The organism is Metabacillus malikii (assembly GCF_030813355.1).
GTDB lineage: Bacteria > Bacillota > Bacilli > Bacillales > Bacillaceae > Metabacillus > Metabacillus malikii.
The window spans coordinates 23,471-42,382 of sequence record NZ_JAUSUD010000021.1 but is presented as its reverse complement, the minus strand read 5'-3'; the positions used below and the strand labels follow the sequence as shown (position 1 = coordinate 42,382).

At 34.2% G+C, this 18,912-nt stretch carries 20 protein-coding genes and 1 pseudogene; 6 read left to right on the top strand and 15 right to left on the bottom strand.

Features of this window, described 5'->3' with window-relative positions; genetic code table 11:
- Nucleotides 1-104 precede the first annotated feature (104 nt).
- The gene (locus J2S19_RS17590) at nucleotides 105-2,120 is read right to left on the bottom strand and encodes an ATP-binding protein (protein WP_307344449.1); all 2,016 of its coding nucleotides are present in this window, start codon (nucleotides 2,118-2,120) and stop codon (nucleotides 105-107) included.
- Between the two features lie 83 nt (nucleotides 2,121-2,203).
- On the opposite strand from J2S19_RS17590, the gene J2S19_RS17585 reads away from it, so the two are divergent.
- The 6 genes and pseudogenes from J2S19_RS17585 (at nucleotide 2,204) to J2S19_RS17555 (ending at nucleotide 6,385) form a co-directional block, all read left to right on the top strand.
- Nucleotides 2,204-2,413 (top strand): hypothetical protein, encoded by a 210-nt coding sequence (locus J2S19_RS17585; RefSeq protein ID WP_307344441.1) that lies wholly within the window; start codon nucleotides 2,204-2,206, stop codon nucleotides 2,411-2,413.
- Nucleotides 2,414-2,617: 204 nt separating this feature from the next.
- Nucleotides 2,618-3,487, top strand: a complete 870-nt coding sequence (locus J2S19_RS17580) for an Hsp33 family molecular chaperone HslO (RefSeq protein ID WP_307344440.1) — start codon at nucleotides 2,618-2,620, stop codon at nucleotides 3,485-3,487.
- Between the two features lie 32 nt (nucleotides 3,488-3,519).
- A complete protein-coding gene (locus tag J2S19_RS17575) occupies nucleotides 3,520-4,242 on the top strand; it encodes a MerR family transcriptional regulator (protein WP_307344438.1) in 723 nt (240 codons plus the stop codon).
- A gap of 278 nt (nucleotides 4,243-4,520) precedes the next feature.
- Entirely contained in the window at nucleotides 4,521-4,862 is a 342-nt protein-coding gene (locus tag J2S19_RS17570; RefSeq protein ID WP_307344436.1) for a helix-turn-helix domain-containing protein, read from the top strand.
- An 86-nt stretch (nucleotides 4,863-4,948) separates the two neighbouring features.
- Nucleotides 4,949-5,679, top strand: a pseudogene (locus tag J2S19_RS17560) (ISL3 family transposase).
- A gap of 202 nt (nucleotides 5,680-5,881) precedes the next feature.
- Nucleotides 5,882-6,385: a hypothetical protein gene (locus J2S19_RS17555; RefSeq protein ID WP_307344434.1), complete on the top strand. Its 504-nt coding sequence runs from the start codon at nucleotides 5,882-5,884 to the stop codon at nucleotides 6,383-6,385.
- A gap of 300 nt (nucleotides 6,386-6,685) precedes the next feature.
- Here the strand turns inward: J2S19_RS17555 and J2S19_RS17550 are convergent, their stop codons facing one another.
- The 14 genes from J2S19_RS17550 to J2S19_RS17485 form a co-directional block, all read right to left on the bottom strand.
- Nucleotides 6,686-6,865 (bottom strand): hypothetical protein, encoded by a 180-nt coding sequence (locus J2S19_RS17550; protein WP_307344432.1) that lies wholly within the window; start codon nucleotides 6,863-6,865, stop codon nucleotides 6,686-6,688.
- Between the two features lie 88 nt (nucleotides 6,866-6,953).
- Nucleotides 6,954-7,157, bottom strand: a complete 204-nt coding sequence (locus J2S19_RS17545) for a hypothetical protein (protein ID WP_307344430.1) — start codon at nucleotides 7,155-7,157, stop codon at nucleotides 6,954-6,956.
- Nucleotides 7,158-8,245: 1,088 nt separating this feature from the next.
- On the bottom strand, nucleotides 8,246-8,575 hold the full coding sequence (locus tag J2S19_RS17540) for an NUDIX hydrolase (protein ID WP_307344428.1): 330 nt from the start codon (nucleotides 8,573-8,575) through the stop codon (nucleotides 8,246-8,248).
- Nucleotides 8,576-8,607: 32 nt separating this feature from the next.
- Nucleotides 8,608-10,224 carry a mercury(II) reductase gene (gene merA, locus J2S19_RS17535; RefSeq protein WP_370875169.1) on the bottom strand — a complete coding sequence of 539 codons (1,617 nt, stop codon included), beginning with the start codon at nucleotides 10,222-10,224 and terminating at the stop codon, nucleotides 8,608-8,610.
- Nucleotides 10,225-10,279: 55 nt separating this feature from the next.
- Complete coding sequence (gene merR, locus J2S19_RS17530; protein WP_026682624.1) at nucleotides 10,280-10,678, bottom strand: mercury resistance transcriptional regulator MerR; 399 nt, start codon at nucleotides 10,676-10,678, stop codon at nucleotides 10,280-10,282.
- A gap of 122 nt (nucleotides 10,679-10,800) precedes the next feature.
- Entirely contained in the window at nucleotides 10,801-12,930 is a 2,130-nt protein-coding gene (locus J2S19_RS17525; RefSeq protein WP_019156604.1) for a heavy metal translocating P-type ATPase, read from the bottom strand.
- The gene (locus tag J2S19_RS17520) at nucleotides 12,923-13,291 is read right to left on the bottom strand and encodes an ArsR/SmtB family transcription factor (RefSeq protein WP_019156605.1); all 369 of its coding nucleotides are present in this window, start codon (nucleotides 13,289-13,291) and stop codon (nucleotides 12,923-12,925) included. The genes J2S19_RS17525 and J2S19_RS17520 overlap by 8 nt, the downstream gene beginning before the upstream one ends.
- Nucleotides 13,292-13,656: 365 nt before the next feature.
- Complete coding sequence (locus J2S19_RS17515) at nucleotides 13,657-13,932, bottom strand: iron-sulfur cluster assembly accessory protein (RefSeq protein ID WP_019156606.1); 276 nt, start codon at nucleotides 13,930-13,932, stop codon at nucleotides 13,657-13,659.
- 13 nt (nucleotides 13,933-13,945) lie between these two features.
- Nucleotides 13,946-14,374: a protein-tyrosine phosphatase family protein gene (locus J2S19_RS17510; RefSeq protein ID WP_019156607.1), complete on the bottom strand. Its 429-nt coding sequence runs from the start codon at nucleotides 14,372-14,374 to the stop codon at nucleotides 13,946-13,948.
- Between the two features lie 29 nt (nucleotides 14,375-14,403).
- The gene (gene arsA, locus J2S19_RS17505) at nucleotides 14,404-16,173 is read right to left on the bottom strand and encodes an arsenical pump-driving ATPase (RefSeq protein ID WP_307344420.1); all 1,770 of its coding nucleotides are present in this window, start codon (nucleotides 16,171-16,173) and stop codon (nucleotides 14,404-14,406) included.
- A gap of 19 nt (nucleotides 16,174-16,192) precedes the next feature.
- Nucleotides 16,193-16,555 carry an arsenite efflux transporter metallochaperone ArsD gene (gene arsD / locus J2S19_RS17500; protein ID WP_307344418.1) on the bottom strand — a complete coding sequence of 121 codons (363 nt, stop codon included), beginning with the start codon at nucleotides 16,553-16,555 and terminating at the stop codon, nucleotides 16,193-16,195.
- 93 nt (nucleotides 16,556-16,648) lie between these two features.
- Nucleotides 16,649-17,068, bottom strand: a complete 420-nt coding sequence (gene arsC / locus J2S19_RS17495) for an arsenate reductase (thioredoxin) (protein ID WP_307344416.1) — start codon at nucleotides 17,066-17,068, stop codon at nucleotides 16,649-16,651.
- 14 nt (nucleotides 17,069-17,082) lie between these two features.
- Entirely contained in the window at nucleotides 17,083-18,381 is a 1,299-nt protein-coding gene (locus J2S19_RS17490; protein ID WP_307344414.1) for an arsenic transporter, read from the bottom strand.
- Between the two features lie 18 nt (nucleotides 18,382-18,399).
- Nucleotides 18,400-18,744, bottom strand: coding sequence for an ArsR/SmtB family transcription factor (locus J2S19_RS17485; protein WP_307344413.1), 345 nt, complete (start codon nucleotides 18,742-18,744; stop codon nucleotides 18,400-18,402).
- Nucleotides 18,745-18,912 lie beyond the last annotated feature (168 nt).

Below are 18,912 nucleotides of genomic sequence, written 5' to 3'. Positions count from 1 at the left end.
CACTAACAATGTTCCCCATCATCATATTGAAATGAGACTCATGATTAGAATAAATAAAGATCTTTCTAAATACTTCAAAATAGATTGTATTTTGTTCTTGGTTACTATCTTACATATAAATCATCGTTCACATGATGCGATCCATCGTTAGCCCATGAAAGTAAAGAATTACAAACCACTTTATCTTCATCAGGGAACCCTTCAACAATTTCATTTACATCAACATTCCCGAAGAACTTAAAGTAATTTTCTAATATCCTTCTCATAATGTTTGGTGTTGTTATTGAATTAGGATTTTCTCGTAATTCTTTCCAAAGTAGTTCATATGAATTCTTAATAGGATTCTCTTCATACCCACTAATGTGAGATATATTACCCATCTTCCTGATGATCCAAAATGTTTCATCAGGCTGCCTTTTATTACTCATGCCTTTATTGAAAGAAACTTCCTTATGGAAATAAACATTGTGGGTCAATATTATCAATTGTTTAAAGTTCGAATCTTTACTTCTTACCTTTTTCTTTAAATTATTTATCAGGTTGCTTACCATAAATAGTATATTGCTATCTAGGCTAGAAATTGGGTCATCAATCGCAACTACCCTTGCTGTATTTACTTTGTCCTGATCATTACTTCCGTTAATGAGCTGATAGAAATACAGGAAGGTGATAAAGGTTTTCTCTCCTTCACTTAATGTTTCATTGGCGTCTTCACCGTTTTCCCTTACAATCTTGTAATTACCCTGTTCACCAGATTCTGCTAACTGGAAATTTGTAAAGCCAAATGATTTAAGAAGCGTATTAATTTCATGAATAGAAGGTAAAACACTGGTAAGTTGATTCTGTAGCTCAATCGCCTCTTCTTCTAGTCTCTTTTTGTGGTCTTTTTGCCCATCCTGACTTCTTTTCATTCCCTCTAAAGCTGTATTTTCTCTTCCAGAATTACTTATGTAATTTTCATAATTACTCTTATTCTCTTCAACGATAAATCGCCATATATCTTTTATTAACCTTTCCTTTTCTTCTTTGATATTGTCAATTACCCTATTTAACTCTGAAATTTGTACATTTGCCTGTTCAACCTCTGATTTTATTTGCTCAAGGTAGCTTGTTATTGAATTTAACTCAATACTTCTACTTGGTTCAATGCTCTTTCTTTCGAGCAACTGAATATTTTCCTTAAAAGTTGAATTCATTATTTCAAATAGGGAAGCTATTTTCTCTTTATTAACGAAAGGGGTGTCTTCGTTAACAAGAAATATATACCTTTCAAAAAGGTTTAGAGTATCACTTTTATATTTTTCTATTGAAGAATTAAGGTTTTGTATTTGTTCGCTATATGTTTCATCAAAATACTCATCCATTTTCTCCTTAAAACTTACAGGAAGTTCTTGTTGGCAAAAAGGACAAATGCCATCTGTATCCTCCATATGTATGTGCCCTTGTTGTACCCAATCACTTATATTTAATTTAGAAATTAATTGTGCAACATCAATATCTTTTTTGCCTATTATTTTTGTTTTAAATATTGATTGATGCTCCAAGGAACTATCATAGTCAATAATTGGGATTACTCCAACTTTTTCTTGAGGGCTATTAAATACGGATTCCACTCTGCCTTTTAATTCTTCGATTCGAAACAGTTGACTATTGTTACTTACGGCCTCATCCATACACCTTTCCATAAATTTCTCTCTATTATTACGAAGACCTGTAAATGCCTCTTTAAAACTTTCATCATATTTTTGTTTTAGATTCCAACACTGATTTATAAAACTTGTTTTTAAGATTTCTAACTGCTCTTTTTTTTGCTTTATGTTATTTTCTAAATTTCCAATCCGGTCCTGATGTTTCTCTGCATCTTTCAATTTCCCATCAATTAAGGCTAATATCTCAGTAGATTCCTTTCCGAGAGTAAAGATACCTTTTATATCGTTGTGGGTACTGAAATTCTCTTGAACAAAATTTCTATTATAAACAAACATATCAAAATCAGGGCTGCCCTGCTTCCATTCTATATTACAAGAAGAGAACTTTTGATTATCGCTATTTCGTAGCAATTCAGATATAGTAGTTTTCCCCGTACCATTGCTTCCGTAAATGTAGTTGATCTTACTCAAATTAACTTCAATTCCCGTTGAATCATAGGATGCTACTTCCTTAATCCTAATCTTTAGTTGCGGATGTATTAGATATCTGGAATATGATTGAGATCAGCCAAAGATTTGATTTGGAGAATGATCTAACAAAGCAGATTAAACAATTAGAAGAGGTTGGCTTGTGGGTTTTCGGTAATCGTCAGGTTAATGAGAAAAACAATTGGATCACAGCAATAGTTGAGATTTATTCCGAGGATAACCCAGTGATACAAAAAGTGAAATTTGATAAAGACTTGGTGCAAAAAAACAAATAAAACTTTGGACGATCATAAACAAAAATAGGGTAATCGGATTTTCGTGTGGAAAACAACAATTTTTAATTTTGATGTAAAAAAACAACTAAAACGGATAATCATGTGGAAACCAATAATACATGAAATTTGTATTTGGACTTGAACCTTACGTAAGGTTATGTTTTATAGTGTACTTAACAATGAATAATAGAAAGGAAAAGTAAAATGGAAAATACAATTGTTAAGACACTAATTTATGACAATCAAGTTCGTTTGTATTTTGTTGATAATACAAAATTAATTAATGAAATTCTTAGCCTTAACAAAGAAACGAATAAAATTCTTAAACTTACATTAGGAAAAACCATTTCAGTAATGAGCATAATTACAGGATCCTTAAAAGGGGCTCAAAGAATAAGTCTCCAAATGACAATGAGTGACCCCAAATTTAAAGTTTTTGCCGATGCAGATGCAAAAGGAAATGTCCGTGGTTATCTCAACGGAGAATTACTGAAAGCCCCTGCTGATTATATTAATAAAATATCGCTTGATCGCCTTATTGGTCATAAGGGAACTATTCGTGTGATAAAAGGCTCGTCTATGAATCAATTTACTGGTATAACTGATATGCCATACCGAAACATTGACGATGATATTTCACATTATTTTATTCAGAGTGAGCAAATTCAAACATATATAGAAGCCAATATTAGATTTGGAAATGACAATTGTATTCAATTCAGCAATGCTGTATATGCTCAATTGCTTCCTGGTGCTACGCCAGACCTTATTGGTGAAGTAGAACACACGGTTAATTCAAATCAAGAATTCTTTGCCAGTTTGAATAAATATAGCAAGAACAATATTGAAGAAAAGCTAAGTAGGCTATTTAAGGATGTAAAAGTTATAGGATATAGCCCTATCCAATTTTTCTGTGGATGCTCCAAAGAAATGTTCTACGGGATGCTCTATTCTTTAAGTAAGGGTGAATTAAAACAAGCAATTAATAATCAAGAGCCTATTAATACAGCCTGTCAAATCTGTGGAAGGGCATATCGCTTCAATTATAATGAAATTCAAGGACTTTTGAAGTAAAGGTTAATACATTTTATAAGGGTGAATTATGTATGAAAGAATACTGGAAAGTAGGAGAGATCGCATCATTAACAGGCTTAACGATAAGAACTTTAAGATATTATGATCAAATTGATTTGTTTTCGCCTTCTAAATATACAGAGTCTGGACATCGGCTTTACACAAAATTGGATTTGTCCAAGCTACACCAGATCTTAGCTTTAAAACAAATTGGGTTATCTTTAGATGATATAAAGTCTGTCATTACGAAAAAAGAAAAAGGTTTTGCCACAAATATTATTGAAACCCAAATAACACGTATAAAAAGAGATATAAAAGTTCAACAAAATCTACTATATGAATTAGAGAGTGCTTTAAAAACAATTCATAGTAAAAAAATAATGTCCGTAGAGGGATTAACAAAACTATTAGGAGCAATGAAAATGTATCAAGAAAAATACTTTACAAAAGAGCAATTAGACATCATGAAACATTATTATGATCAATATGATGAAGATACTTTAAAAGAAGTAGAACAGGAATTTAAAATGATTATGAAAAGAATACAATTAGAAAAAGAAAATGGAACACCGCCTAAGAGTAGTAAGGTACAAGCATTAGCAAAAAAATGGGGTGACATTGTCTACTCATTCACAGGGCATGACCGTGATTTAAGAAAACAAACTGAAAAATTCCATGCAGAAAACCCTAATAATGGTTTGCAGTTTGGGATGGATGCCGCATTATATAAGTATATACAGGAAGCATTAGAATAAGTTATTTATTACAATCTTCACTGACCATGGCAATAATGAAAAAACGATAAGATATTAGCCTGCTTTTTTTATTTTGTTACGTAAAGAAAGGAAACATAAATGTTAAACAATATACTTAACATCCAGAAACTTAATATTCTGGATATGAAAGAGAGTGAGGATGATTACCGATTTCTGGTGGAGACTAATTCTTTGTCTCCCTCTCATTGTCCAAAATGTGGTACTGTTGCAAATTTATATAAACACTAAAGAAAAGACAATTGTTCTATGACTTACCAATGCACGCAAAACGTGTCGGTATTTATGTCAATCGCCAACGATACAAATGTAGGGAATGTAATGAAACATTTTTTGAAAATCTTCCAGATATGGATGTCAATCGTTCTGTTACTAATAGGCTAATTAATTGGATTCAGGAAGCAAGCCTTGAAAAAACGTTTACCAGTGTTGCAGAAGAGATTGGCGTTGATGAGAAAACTGTACGAAACATCTTTAATGACTACGTTGATGAGATTAAACCCAAACTGATTTTAGAACTCCTAAATGGCTTGGTATTGATGAAATCCATTTGCTTAAAAACTATCGTTGTGTCATCACAGATGTTGAAAACAAGTCAGTAATTGACATCTTACGAAAACGAAATAAAGAAACTGTTATCAGCTACCTTTCATAGATCCAAAACATTGATAAAATTGAACTTGTAGCAATGGATATGTGGAATCCTTATAAGAGTGCGGTTAACACAGTGATACCACATGCAAAATCGTAATTGATAAATTCCATGTCGTTAAATTAGCCAATGAAGCCTTAGAGAAAATCCGAAAAGCTAACCGTCAAAATGTGTCAGTAAAAGAACGCAGACAACTTATGAGAGATCGTTATGTACTTCTTACAAGGAGTAAAGACTTAACAGACTTTGATGACCAGATAAAGTTACAAGTATGGACTCAAAACTTTCCATTGCTTGGACAGGCTTATGAACTCAAAGAGCAATTCTTTAACATCTATGAAGCCGAATCAATCAACGATGCCTATAAACTCTATCAAAATTGGCTTTCAAATATACCTAAAGAATTAATAACTTATTTTGAAGATCTGATGAAGGCTATGAATAATTGGGAAGAGGAAATATTTAACTATTTCAATTATCCCATTACAAACGCTTATAAGGAGTCCCTAAATCGTTTAATTAAGACAATGAACCATGTTGGTCGTGGTTACTCTTTTGAAGCCCTTAGAGCAAAGATTTTGTTTACTCAAGGCTATCGTAAAGTTAAAAAGAAAAAGAAATTCAAAGAAGTGGAAGTTACGTTTGGAAAAATGTTACCTGGTCAATTCCCAGGTTGGTCACAAACTGGTTATGAATGGGTGTATAAAGAAATTTATGGTGCTGATTTTTCCACACTAATTAAAGCTATGGAAGAGGGTACTTTTTAACCCTCTTTCCACACTATTTTCCGATTACCCCAAAAATACAAAAATGACTTATTTTTTGTCCTATGGTTCTGATTACCCTTTAAGGAGCCACCAGAATGTATATAATTTTCAATCTGACTAAAAATAAAAATATAAATATTGACCATTTTAACTTAATGCAGGTCTTAGTAGAATGGAATTAATTATAGATAGGAGTTATTTTATGTTTCTGGAGAGAATTGATGAGCAATTATTGGAAGAAATAAAAGACGCACTGTATGAGGAACATGATGAGATTGTAGCAACTTGGGATGGAGAATATATAAACCTTGAAAGTGTTGATTTTGAAGACACATTACGTTCAGAAATCTTTAGTGATTATCTCAATATTCCACTTCGAATGTTAAAGGATTTGATTTTTCATCAATTTCCATTTATAAAGGAAAAGGAAATTGATATTGACCCTTATTCTGAGGTTATTATTTCTGAAAATGAGGCTAAGTTGAAAGGAACTGCAGATGTATCTGATTCCTATAAAAATAGACTTAGCGAAACTGAACGTCAACAACTTGATAATTTACATAAAGAATTAACTCAGCTCTATCATGATTTGGAAATTGATACATCAATAAATATTACACATCTTCCAAAAGGAGATGTCCCAGAAGAATATTATGAAAATGATGATAGTGACTATGATTTTGTTCAGATAGAATTTATTTCATAATTAATAATTGGCGTAAAAATAGGAGTAACTCTATCTTATTTCTACGTCTTTTTTGTTATTGAAAACAAGATGTCTGAATAATCACGTTTGCTGAGACCGTTATCACGACCTTTTCCCTTTACCCTTATCTCCTACTATGTCTCTTTGAAATTAAGTTCTTCCCCGCTTTTCCTCTTATTCACACTTATCTCCCCAATTTAACTCAAACCATCCTCTCTCTTTTTCGACACTTTTTAATGCACACAAAAAAGAACCGAATGGCTTATCATCGGTACGCTACTCAATCCTTAATCTCTTGCCTTATCTTTTTTTGTGTACAGTTATCCAGTGTCCATCTCCAATATTAAAGCTAATGTCTTTAAAACCTTCAACTTCTAATTCCTCTTCTATATATTCCATTAAATCTCTACCATCTATTTCTGCATTTACATCTTTGACAAGCATATTCAGTCCATCGTGATATTCTTGATGTTCTAACACCATATCTCCTACAACCGTCAATCAGGTGACTTTTTTTGCCCCAAGGTTTACCTTTTCTTACTTTCTTCATTCCTCGGTTTTTGATAAGTTAAATACGCCTTAAATAATCCCTATATTCCTCATTCAAAAAGTATTCAACAGGAATCTCTTCTTGTATTTTAAATACTTTTAGGTCATCTTTATTTCTGTTGTTTTTTAAAAGGAAATTAACTCTTTCATATACCCCATCAGCATCATCCACATAATAAGCCTCTTGCTTATTAAAAACATCAACAATTAGAAGAAAGCCCATTAATAAATTCCCCCTTTAAAAAGTTAATTTAGATTTACTAACATATATCCTATTTTTGCACCATTTTTAAGAAACATATTCATTATTTCCCTTATTCCTTAACCCTTATCCTCTACTATGTCCCCAATTAATAATACCGTTCCCACTTTCGCTCCTCACCCTATCCTCCTCAAACCCTTGATTTCGCACCTTTTCCTCACCCTTTCCCACATTTCCTTAAATATTAATAACATTCCCGCTTTTCCCATGCTTTTTCCTCATTTGTGTAACGATTTTACACTGATTCCGCAATAATAATAACGGTAGTAGATTTAAGGGTTAAGGAATCATTATCCCCGCTTTCTTTCACACTTTTGCTCATGCTTTTTTATTCAACTGCTAAAAAGTCCTTCCCTCACTTTCCCTCCCTCTCACTCCCCTCAAACCCTTGCGGCTCAAAGCCCCATCCCTCTTTTCTCGCCCTTCCTCTTCTTTCCATTCTGCTTTATAGTTCTTCCCCAAAACACCCGATTTCCGCCCCTTTTTACCGTTCTGGGTTGTATAGAATATTCGGACAATGTTAAAAAGATGTTCCGTAATGGAAGAAAGAATTCAGGAGAAAAGAATGGAATTGTAGCAATTTATGATGGCGTTACAGTTAGGAAACACACTGAATAGAGATTGGAAATCCTACGGATTTTTGTATTGGAGAAACGATTGAAACCCTTATTCAACAAGGGATTGAAGGAGTAATGGACGAAAAGAAAAGGACTGAATCACGATTGGATCCAGCCCGATTTTTGATTGATTTTGCAGTTGAGTAAATGTTACATACATATTTGTTTGCCCGCAGCTCTTCCCGCTTCCTTTTCAGTTTGGATACCAACTATTTAGCAGTAGGTACCGACTTTTTAGCATGGGGAAGAGGAAAGTAACAGCTACATATAATAGAAAAAAGAATAAAGAAACAAGAAGAAATAAATATAAAAAGGATAAGCTATCTCGCCCCATTACTTTAAGGTGTGATACTTCACAATATTCTACGTAAACAAAAAAAGGCAATGCTATTATAAAGTAAAGCATTCGCCCCTTGGCCTAATAAGTGAGTTTTATTTTTCAAGTTGACCTTTTACCCCAACTAACTTGTCTTTAGTAAAAGGGTCAATCTCGTCAGGTAAATGATCTAATCCAAAAAATTGTGCCTCTATTCCTTGGTTGCTTTCAGGTGTTATTTCTCCTTCGTACTTGGTACATAAATAACCAATTGCAACCGTTTGATACTCATCTCCACTTTCCTCGACACGATTTATTAATTCCTTTCCTGAATAGACACCAAATAATTTTAACTCTTTTATCTTATTAACAATAGCTACACTTGGGCGAACAATAATTAGTGAAGAATTCCCAATCATTTGTCTCATATTTTCACAATAATCCATACATACCTCCGATGATATTAATTTATTCACATTTACCCTGCACAACAAGATAGCTTCGAAACATCTTTATCAAATGTAAAAGCAGTTAGTCTTAGTCCTTCTGCCATTGTTAAATATGGTGCAAGGCTATCTTTTAAATCCTCCACGGTTAAACCAAACTTAACTGCTAATGTCGCTGCATAAATCACATCACCTGCATTTTCAGATACAATATGAACTCCAAGAATTTTTAATGTTTTAGCATCAGCAACAACCTTAAATACACCTGTCGTTTCACGGTTTACTAATGCTCTTGGAACGGAATCTAAAGATAGTACAGATGTTTTTACTTCATAGCCTTGTTCTTTTGCCTTTTTCTCTGTTAAACCAACTGTTGCAATGGATGGATTTATAAATGTGACAGCAGGAAAAACTGATAAATCTAATTTTTTATTTAACCCACCAATCGCATTATCAGCAACAACCCCACCTTCATAGGCTGCTACATATACAAATTGCGGCCCTAATGTTACATCTCCTGCTGCATAAATCTTCTGATTACTTGTTCTGGCATAATCATTTATCAGTATTTCATTTCGTTTTCCGACTTCAACCCCTGCTGCACTTAAATTTAAAGAATCCGTATTTGGTTTTCTTCCTGTTGCAACAAGTAGTTGTTCTGATTCCACAACTTTTTTCTTGCCATCTACCGTTACATAAACCTTTTTTACCGCTCCAACTTGCTCTACACGCTCATAAGTTGCCCCTTTCAAAAGGTTTATACCTTGTTCTGTCAAAACCTTTTCTACAGCTTCTGAAATCTCTGGATCATATTCTTTTAAAAGACAATCACTTCTTTGGATAAGAGTTACTTCTGAACCTAAATTATGAAACAGTTGCCCAAGTTCCAACCCGATATAGCCTGAACCCATTACTGTTAATCGCTTAGGCATCTTTTTTAATTCAAGTAGTGTTGTACTTGTAATATAATCTACTTCTTCAAGTCCTGAAATTGTTGGTATTGATGGTGAAGCACCTGTTGCAATTAAAAAGCGTTTAGCAGAATGTTTCTCCCCATTTACTTCAACTGTATTTTCATCAATAAATTTTGCTTCACCCTTTATTAAATCAATACCATATTCATCAATTAAGTCTATATATTTTTGATTTCGAAGTTCGCTAACTAATTCATCCTTTTGCTTCACCAAAGAGGCTAAATCGACTTCTCCAACAGATGTTTGTAACCCTATAAATGGATTTGCTTTTGCTATATGATTGATTTCTCCTGCTCTAAGAAGTGTTTTTGATGGAACACAACCAACATTCACGCAAGTTCCACCAACAGTTCCACGTTCAATCATCCCCACTTTTGCCCCATATTCAATTGATTTAATGGCAGCAGAAAAAGCTGCCCCGCCTGAACCAATGATAAGTAAATCGTAATCACTTTTAATATCTAACTCTATATCTTTTAGCTTCTGTGTTGAAATATCTTCTATGTCTTCTGGTTGATATTTTGCTTGTTTAATTGCTTGTCTTACATTTTCAGCATTAACATCATCTGGTATTTCAAATACCGATTCACCACGTCTAAAACTGGTTTCGATATTTAAAGCACCTATGTTGGTTAAAGCAGCATAAATATGTTGTTCACAGCCTGTACAGGTCATTCCGTTGATTTTAATCCGATATTTTTTCACCTTTTCTTCCTCCTCTATTTAAAAATCAATCAAAAATCAAAGATTCAACAATAGGACATTGATGTATTGCCTTTTGATCTGGACATCGACTTTTTAAGTCCTTTAACATTGACTCAATACGCTTTAAATCTGCAATTTGTTCTTGAATTTCTAATTCTTTTTTTGATACAAATTCAAATATATTTTTGCAGCGAACTTCATCATTATCGACAACTCCAAGTAATATATATATTTCACTCAATGAAAAGCCAAGATTTTGCAGTCTTTTAATAAATTTTACACGCTTAACATCATCATCTGAATATATCCGATAACCTTCATTCGTTCGGGAAGGATCTTTTAATAATGATTTTTTTTCGTAATACCTAATTGTCTCTTTATTTACACCGGATTTTTCGGCAAACACACTAATTCGGTAACTCAAATTATTCACCCCTATAAACATAATAAACCGTGTACTAAGGTACACGGTCAAGTATAATATTAAAATTCTTTTCTTCAAGTATTCTGCCCGTTAACGTCTTGCTATCCCTTTTACATATGATTCTATTCTTTAACTTTTAGCAATCGCAAACTGTTTAATGTCACAAGTAATGTTGCACCCATATCTGCAAATATCGCTATCCATAGCGTTAACCAACCAGGCATAACTAACAATAATGCCACTAATTTAATCGCTAAAGAGAAGGTAATATTTTGCTTGATGATTACTAAAGCCTTACGACTTAACTTTATTGTATATGGCAATTTGCTTAAATCATCAGACATTAAGGCAATATCAGCCGTTTCTAATGCTGTATCTGTTCCAGCACCACCCATCGCTACACCAACAGTGGAAGCTGCAAGTGCTGGTGCATCATTCACACCATCCCCAACCATTGCTACACTTTGATGTTTTCCTCGAAGTTCTTTAATAAAATTCAACTTATCCTCTGGTAGCAAATCAGCTTTTATATCAGTAACTCCAACTTGTTTCCCAATTGCTGATGCAGTTCTTTTGTTATCCCCTGTCAACATTACCGTTTCAATTCCAATATTATTCAATTTACCAATGACTTCTTTTGATGTTTCCCTAATTTCATCGGCTACGGCGATTAACGAAAGAATCGCTTTCTCCGTTCCTAGTACCATCACGGTTTTTCCTTGGGTTTGCATTTCAGTAATCTTTTGTTTTCTATCACTTTCAATGCTTCCGTGTAATTCTTCAAAAAGTGCTGGACTTCCAACATAATACATTTCGTTATTTACCTTGGCTTTTACACCTTTACCTGTAATAGATTGGAAGTCTTCAACTATTACATCATTAAAGTCTAATCCCTTTTCTTCTGCTTTCCGCATAATAGCTGAAGCTAATGGATGTTGGGATCCTTTTTCAATCGCTGCTGTAATGGTTAACTGTTCATTTTCATTTCCACCATATATCATAATGTCTGTTACAGCAGGAATCCCTTTAGTTAATGTACCTGTTTTATCAAAAGCAATAGCCTTCAAATGCCCTGCTTCTTCTAAATGGATGCCACCTTTAATTAACACTCCATTTTTTGCTGCATTTCCTATTGCAGTTACAACCGCAACTGGAGTAGAAACAACCAAGGCACATGGACAACCAACTACTAATACAGCTAAACCTTGATAAACCCATTCGCTCCAATCTCCCCCAAATAACGGTGGAATAACCGCAATTAAAAGAGCCAAGATCACAATAACTGGTGTATAGTATTTCGCAAATTTATCGACGAACGCTTGAGAAGGTGCCCGTTCTGCTTGAGCTTCTTCTACCAAGTGAATGATTTTTGAAAGAGTGGTATCTTCTACTCGTTTTGTCACTTTAACTTCAAGTAACCCTTCTTCATTTAAGGTTCCCGCAAAAACTTCTTCATCTATCGTTTTCGTTACCGGAACACTTTCACCAGTAATAGCAGCCTGATTTAACGTGGACGTTCCTTTTATAACGATTCCATCCATTGCTAATTTTTGGCCAGGCTTTACAATCATGATGTCTCCAACTTGAATTTCATCAACATGAATCATCATTTCTTCATTTCCACGGCGAATCAATGCTTCTTTTGGAGCAATATCCATTAATGATTCAATTGATTGACGAGCTTTATCCATTGAATAACGCTCTAACGCTTCACTGATCGCAAATAAGATGACAACGGTTGCTCCTTCACCCCACTCACCAATAAGGGCAGCTCCTATAATCGCAATGGTCATTAGCGTATTCATATCAAAGAGTAATCTGCTTAGATTTTTAAGTCCTTTAATGAATAGCGAATACCCCCCAATTAAAATAGACGCTGCATAACCAATCGAAGGTAGTATATGCTCCTCACCATATTGCTCACCTAAGAACCAACTGACTACAAGCAAAATGGCAGATATATATACCTTAATGTTTTCTTTCTGTTTCCAGAATGGTTCACGCTCTACTTTTTGTTCTTTTTCATCCCGAATCTTTAAATTCTCAAACGCCCCTGCTTTTTCCAATTCCTCAATCGTTGTATTCCCTTGAACATAAACTTTAGATGCTCCAAAGTTTACTTTCGCATTCTGAACACCAGGAAGATCTTTTACATTATCTTCAAAAATGGCAGCACAGTTGGCACAAGTAAATCCTTGAACACGATAGGCTTTCAATTCTTGTTCATTTAGTTTTGCTGTTTGATCAGACATTGGTTTTCACCTCGTTTTTATGTGCTAACGCAATCATCATTATCTGTTTGATGTGGTCATCATCTAATGAATAAAATGCTAGTTTTCCCTCTTTTCTGAACTTAACAATCCCTTGCTTGTGGAGGGTACGTAAATGATGAGAAGCATTCGCTACAGTAACACCTACAATATTTGCTATATCGCACACACATAGTTCTTCATCTTGGCACAAAGCGTAGGTAATTTTTGCTCTATTTTCATCTGCAATAGCTTTTAGCATTTGGGATACACTAACAATGTCAATTGATTGTAAATCCCCTTGTATTCGATTTACCTTTTCTTCATCATAACAATAAATCTCACAGGTATCTTTTTTATTCATTTTTTCACTCCATTCTCATTCAAGTGTTTATTTGAATATAGTATACTCCTTTTACTTGCTAACATTCAAGTGGTTATTTGAATGAATGTAAAATTGAATTATGGTATCCGATTCTAATAACAATTTTTTTAATACAAAATAAAAGGTTATCACAAAATATCCGGATAACCTCTGTTATATTTTTCGTTATTTATGCAGTTGCACAGCTACAAACCTTACCTTATTGAGCTTCCTCACTATATTGGACCGGTGTCAAATTGATTCCGAATCTCCTCAGCAAGTGTCTCTAAGGATACTTAGCAAAATCTAAAATAAAAAGGAGTAATCAACTCATGAATGAGCTAACTACTCCTTTTTACCTTTTCCTAACAACAACCACTTGCACCTAATAATACTAAACCTTCACCGTTCTGATTTTCTTCTTTGTCTAAAGTTAGCTCCTCAGTTGTAGCAACCTGTGAATCAATTGCTACTTTAATACCATTAATAGTTTCAATTATATCAGTTTCAAGTGGTGCATCTAAAGATAACGCAAATTGTGGTCCGCAGCATCCAGCAACTGAATAAAGGCGTATACCTTCTGCACCATTTTCCGTTAATACATTTTCTAATAAGTGTTTCGCAGCATCTGTAATTTTCATTAAGGTTTCTCCCCTATCCATTTGGATAAATTCTTTTTAAAGCCTCTTTCATTTCTGGCTTCACATTAATTTTTGGTCTTGCTGCCTTAGCAATTTCTTCTGCTTCAGCAATTGTACTTGCTTTTTCTAAGGCTAATAATGTTCCGATTGCAACAGTACCAGTGCGATTACTTCCTCCTTGGCAATGGAAGTAAATATTCTTACCCTCGTTATATGCTTTTATTACATGATCAATAGATTTCTTAATAGATTCTTCTTGGTCTGCTGCATCATCAACAATAGGGCTATGAATACGGTTATAAACTACATCTTCTATCGGAGCCTCAGCTCTTAAATCAAATACAACATCTATTTTCTCATTCCCTAATAAATCATTTACATCGTCTGCACCACCGATGTAAATTCTATCCTTGATTAATTCATGATAATTCTTTGTTGTCATTGTAGTACCTCCATCATTTTTCTACATCATTAATTTATATAGTCTTTTAGTTTCTCATACCCAATCTTTTCTTCATACAACCAAGGTATAATCGCACAACTATCGGCTAAATGATTATTGACCTCACGAATCCACTCTTTTTCAGAAATTGCTTTCCCTCTTAACACAGGGTCTTTGGTATCAGTGGCAAATAGACTTTGATTAATAACCCACCATTTTGGGCTAATATTTGCTCTTCTTAAATCATCTTGTAATCGGGAGGCTTCAAATACAGGTGTAGCTTCAGCTAAGGTAACGATTACGACAGATGTTTCCTTGGAATCTCTAATCTTTGGAAGTAGTTTTGTTACACTTTCTGGCACTTCGCCAGTAGACCTAGCAATTTCCTTGCTATATGACTGTGCTGCATCTAATAAGAGTAATGTATGACCTGTAGGAGCTGTGTCAATGACGACAATCTCATTTTCAGATTTGGCAACTACTTCGGCAAATGCACGAAAGACTGCAATTTCCTCTGTACAAGGTGAGTTTAAATCTTCCTGTAAATAAGCCAGACCTTCCTCATCTAAATCCTTACCAGCAGTCGCCAACACTTCGGTTTTATATTTTTCTACTTCATCTTTAGGATTAATGCTGCTAATAGTTAGATTTTGATTTAATTGGTCGCTTTGAAATTGATACTGCAAGTGAGCTGCAGGATCAGTTGTCGTCAAATGAACTCGATGGCCCTGTTCCACCAAACCAACTGCAATGGCTGAAGCGACCGTTGTTTTTCCAACGCCCCCTTTACCCATAGTAAAAATTATTCTTGTATTAGTTGATGAGAAATCACTAATGACATCGTTTAGATTTGGTAGTCTTACTATCTCGTTCTCACTGTTTTCCTCTGATACTGGAATAACGTATTCTTTAAATAAATAACGTAAATTTTCAACCCCAGTTAGAGAATATGAAACAAACGGTAATGAATAGCTTACTGTCTGTTTTAGATTAGCTGGTATCTGCTTTAAAGCATTCCTTTGCCTTTGATAAAAAGCTGATGAAACTTCATCGTCTTTCATATAGTTCAGAAGCAGACCGTTAACAATAAGTATTTGATTTTTTATTCCAATCTCTTTGAGTTCTATTGATGCCCGGTCTGCTTCTATTAGAGATGATATATCAGGTCTTGTTACTAATATAAGTGTTGTTTTATTTGAATCCGAAAGAACATCAACAGTTTCCGAATATAAATTTTTCTTATCAGCAAGTCCTGATAAAGGACCTAAACAAGAAGCACCATGCGTACTTTCCTCTAAGAATCCGTTCCAGTCTGTTGGTAGTTGTAATAGACGTAACGTATGGCCCGTTGGTGCTGTATCAAAAATGATATGGTCATATTGGTTTATAATTTCTGTGTTTGTAAGTAAAGTTGTAAATTCATCAAATGCGGCAATCTCGACTGTACATGCTCCTGATAGTTGCTCTTCCATTGTAGCTACAACGGAATCTGGTAATATTCCACGGTATGGACCGACTACTTTTTCACGATATGCACTTGCTGATGCCTCGGGATCTAAATTACTGGCAAATAAATTTTCTACCGTTGGAACTGCTTTAGGCGAGTTTGTTAATTCAAAATCAAAAACATCCTGTAAATTAGATGCTGGGTCTGTACTAATTAGTAAAACTTTTTTTCCACTTTCCGCTAAAGCTACGGCTGTTGCACATGCAGTTGATGTTTTTCCAACTCCGCCTTTTCCAGTTAAAAATAAAAACTGTGTCTGCACAACATTTTTAGGTTTGAAAGATTGAAACATGTTTTTCACTTCTTTCTTTTCACTGTTTTTTTATGTTTAATGAAAGTCGGACTTTCGGCTTTTCAGTAAGCTCTTCAGCTTTTACTCCTAGCCATTCTGCAAGTTCTTCATTTGTTGGATAGGTTCCAACTTTAACAACCTGTTCATCTACTAATACAACAGGCAAGGCATCTGGCCCCTTTTCATGTAATACACTATTCACTGTTTGTGTTTTAGCGAATTTTTCAGGATCATTTGTTAATTGGTACCGTTTCACATCATATCCTTTTTTCTCTAAAGAATATACCGCAGATGCTACTCTTGTTAGTTCTGGATCAACTGATGGACCACAAACTCCTGTTGAACAACACATTGCTGGATCAAATATCTCAACTTTTTTCATCTAAAAAAACCTCCATTTAATATTAAATAAGCATATACCTATATTATTCTTAGAAGAAAACCAAGAGACGGACCTCTTGGTTAGAAAATTGATTTATTCTCCAGTTTCAGCAAAACGCTTGATTCTTTCACCTATTTGATCACGAACTCGTTGGAATACAGCCCATTTTTCCTCTTCAGTTCCTTGAGCTTTTGCAGGGTCATCAAATCCCCAATGATCACGTTTTACATGCGGCGGAGTCATTGGACACTTATCCGCAGCATCTCCACATAAAGTCACTACAAATTCAGCATTGTTTAAGATTTCAGGATCAATAATATCCGATGTTTGGTTAGAAATATCAATATCAACCTCATTCATTGCTTTTACTGCATTAGGATTTAAACCATGTGCCTCAATACCTGCACTTTTAACTTCCCATTTATCTCCAAGATGTTTTTTTGCCCAACCTTCAGCCATCTGGCTTCTGCAAGAATTTCCAGTACATAAGAAATAGATTGTTTTTTTAGACATAATAATTCTCCTTTTTAAAATAGAGTAAGTGTTAGGTAAAGACCTAATAATGTAATAAATAGGATTGGAATTGTTAAAATAATCCCCGTTTTAAAATAAGTTCCCCATGAAATTTTAACACCTTTTTGTGATAGTACATGGAGCCATACCAACGTTGCCAATGAACCAATTGGTGTGATTTTTGGACCTAAATCCGAGCCAACTATATTCGCATAAATAAGTGCTTCCCTTAACACACCAGATGTATTTGTTTCAGCAATAGCTAAAGCATCAATCATGACGGTCGGCATATTATTCATGATGGATGAAAGAAAAGCAGCTATAAATCCCATTGCAACAGTTCCCGCAAATAAACCTTGATCAGCTACTGTTTGAATGACACTTGCCAGTGCAGATGTAAGTCCAGCATTACCTAAACCATATACCACCACATACATTCCAATCGAGAAAAATACAATATTCCATGGTGCACCTTTAATAACTTCTTTCGTATTAACAGCAACACTGCGTCTTGCCATTATGATAAAGAAAATGGCAATGGTTCCCGCAATTATAGAAACAGGTAAGTTGATGAATTCGCTAGTAAAGTATCCGATTACTAATAAACCTAGAACATACCATGATAAGCGAAACATTTTTATGTCTTTAATAGCCTCTTTTGGTTCCTTTAATTTTGATAAATCATAATTTCTAGGGATACTTTTTCTAAAGTAAATTAACAATACCAAAATCGTCGCAATCAACGAAAATAAGTTTGGAATTATCATTCGTGAAGCATATTCTACAAACCCGATACCAAAAAAGTCTGCAGAGACTATATTTACTAGGTTACTTACAATAAACGGAAGCGAAGTTGTATCAGCTATAAATCCACTTGCCATAATGAATGGAAATATCATTTGTTCTTTAAATTTTAAGTTTCGAACCATTGCAAGTACAATGGGTGTTAGAATTAATGCCGCACCATCATTTGCAAATAGGGCCGCTACAATAGCACCTAAAATACTGATGTATACAAACATCTTTATTCCATGACCTTTTGCTACCCGTGCCATGTGTAGTGCTGCCCATTCAAATAATCCAATCTCATCTAATATTAACGAAATGAGGATAATTGCAACGAAAGATAACGTAGCATTCCATGTAATGTCAATTACTTCAATAACATCACTAAACCCCACTACTCCTACTAATAAAGCTATAACAGCTCCTCCACAAGCTGACCAACCAATATTTAACCCTTTAGGCTGCCAAATAACTAAAATCAATGTTCCAATAAAGATAATAAGAGCTAAAATAAGTGTTTCTGACAAAATGTAAAACCCCCAATATTAACAACAAGAAATCCGTTTCCCTTGTTTTTCTAAATCCTTTAACTTATCCTTCTGGCTAGGTAATTGGTTAAGAATCTGAGTTACAAATGGATAGTAGACATTGTTCTCATTAATTGAATAAAAAACCCACTGTCCCTTTTTCTCCTCTTGAACCAATCCCATATCCTTCAACCTTCTTAGATGTTGGCTTATAGCTGGTTGTGTCATTTGAAATATCTCAACAAATTCACATACACAACATGCTCCCCCATCAAGAATTTTCATCATGGTAAGCCTAGTTTTATCTCCTAATAGTTTAAGTATTACAGCAACTTCTTCTATTTCAATAGTCGTCGTTTTCAATTTTACACCTCACTTTCTTATTACTAATAAGTATTTACTTATATAATAATTTACTTATATATATGTTGCAAGTTTTTTTCTCAATGGTTGTTTACAGCTATTTAACTGTCTTTTTCTTGGTTCCAAACTCACCCTCCCCCTCAAACCCTTTCGGCTTTAAGCCCCACC

Bases quoted from the DNA above. Each gene is read 5' to 3' on its own strand.
- J2S19_RS17585 (WP_307344441.1), top strand. From the start codon at position 2,204: ATGATTGAGATCAGCCAAAGATTTGATTTGGAGAATGATCTAACAAAG.
- J2S19_RS17580 (WP_307344440.1), top strand. From the start codon at position 2,618: ATGGAAAATACAATTGTTAAGACACTAATTTATGACAATCAAGTTCGT.
- J2S19_RS17575 (WP_307344438.1), top strand. From the start codon at position 3,520: ATGAAAGAATACTGGAAAGTAGGAGAGATCGCATCATTAACAGGCTTA.
- J2S19_RS17570 (WP_307344436.1), top strand. From the start codon at position 4,521: ATGCACGCAAAACGTGTCGGTATTTATGTCAATCGCCAACGATACAAA.
- J2S19_RS17555 (WP_307344434.1), top strand. From the start codon at position 5,882: ATGTTTCTGGAGAGAATTGATGAGCAATTATTGGAAGAAATAAAAGAC.
- J2S19_RS17545 (WP_307344430.1), bottom strand. From the start codon at position 7,157: ATGGGCTTTCTTCTAATTGTTGATGTTTTTAATAAGCAAGAGGCTTAT.
- J2S19_RS17540 (WP_307344428.1), bottom strand. From the start codon at position 8,575: ATGGATTATTGTGAAAATATGAGACAAATGATTGGGAATTCTTCACTA.
- merA (WP_370875169.1), bottom strand. From the start codon at position 10,224: ATGACCTGTACAGGCTGTGAACAACATATTTATGCTGCTTTAACCAAC.
- J2S19_RS17525 (WP_019156604.1), bottom strand. From the start codon at position 12,930: ATGTCTGATCAAACAGCAAAACTAAATGAACAAGAATTGAAAGCCTAT.
- J2S19_RS17520 (WP_019156605.1), bottom strand. From the start codon at position 13,291: ATGAATAAAAAAGATACCTGTGAGATTTATTGTTATGATGAAGAAAAG.
- J2S19_RS17515 (WP_019156606.1), bottom strand. From the start codon at position 13,932: ATGAAAATTACAGATGCTGCGAAACACTTATTAGAAAATGTATTAACG.
- J2S19_RS17510 (WP_019156607.1), bottom strand. From the start codon at position 14,374: ATGACAACAAAGAATTATCATGAATTAATCAAGGATAGAATTTACATC.
- arsA (WP_307344420.1), bottom strand. From the start codon at position 16,173: ATGTTTCAATCTTTCAAACCTAAAAATGTTGTGCAGACACAGTTTTTA.
- arsD (WP_307344418.1), bottom strand. From the start codon at position 16,555: ATGAAAAAAGTTGAGATATTTGATCCAGCAATGTGTTGTTCAACAGGA.
- arsC (WP_307344416.1), bottom strand. From the start codon at position 17,068: ATGTCTAAAAAAACAATCTATTTCTTATGTACTGGAAATTCTTGCAGA.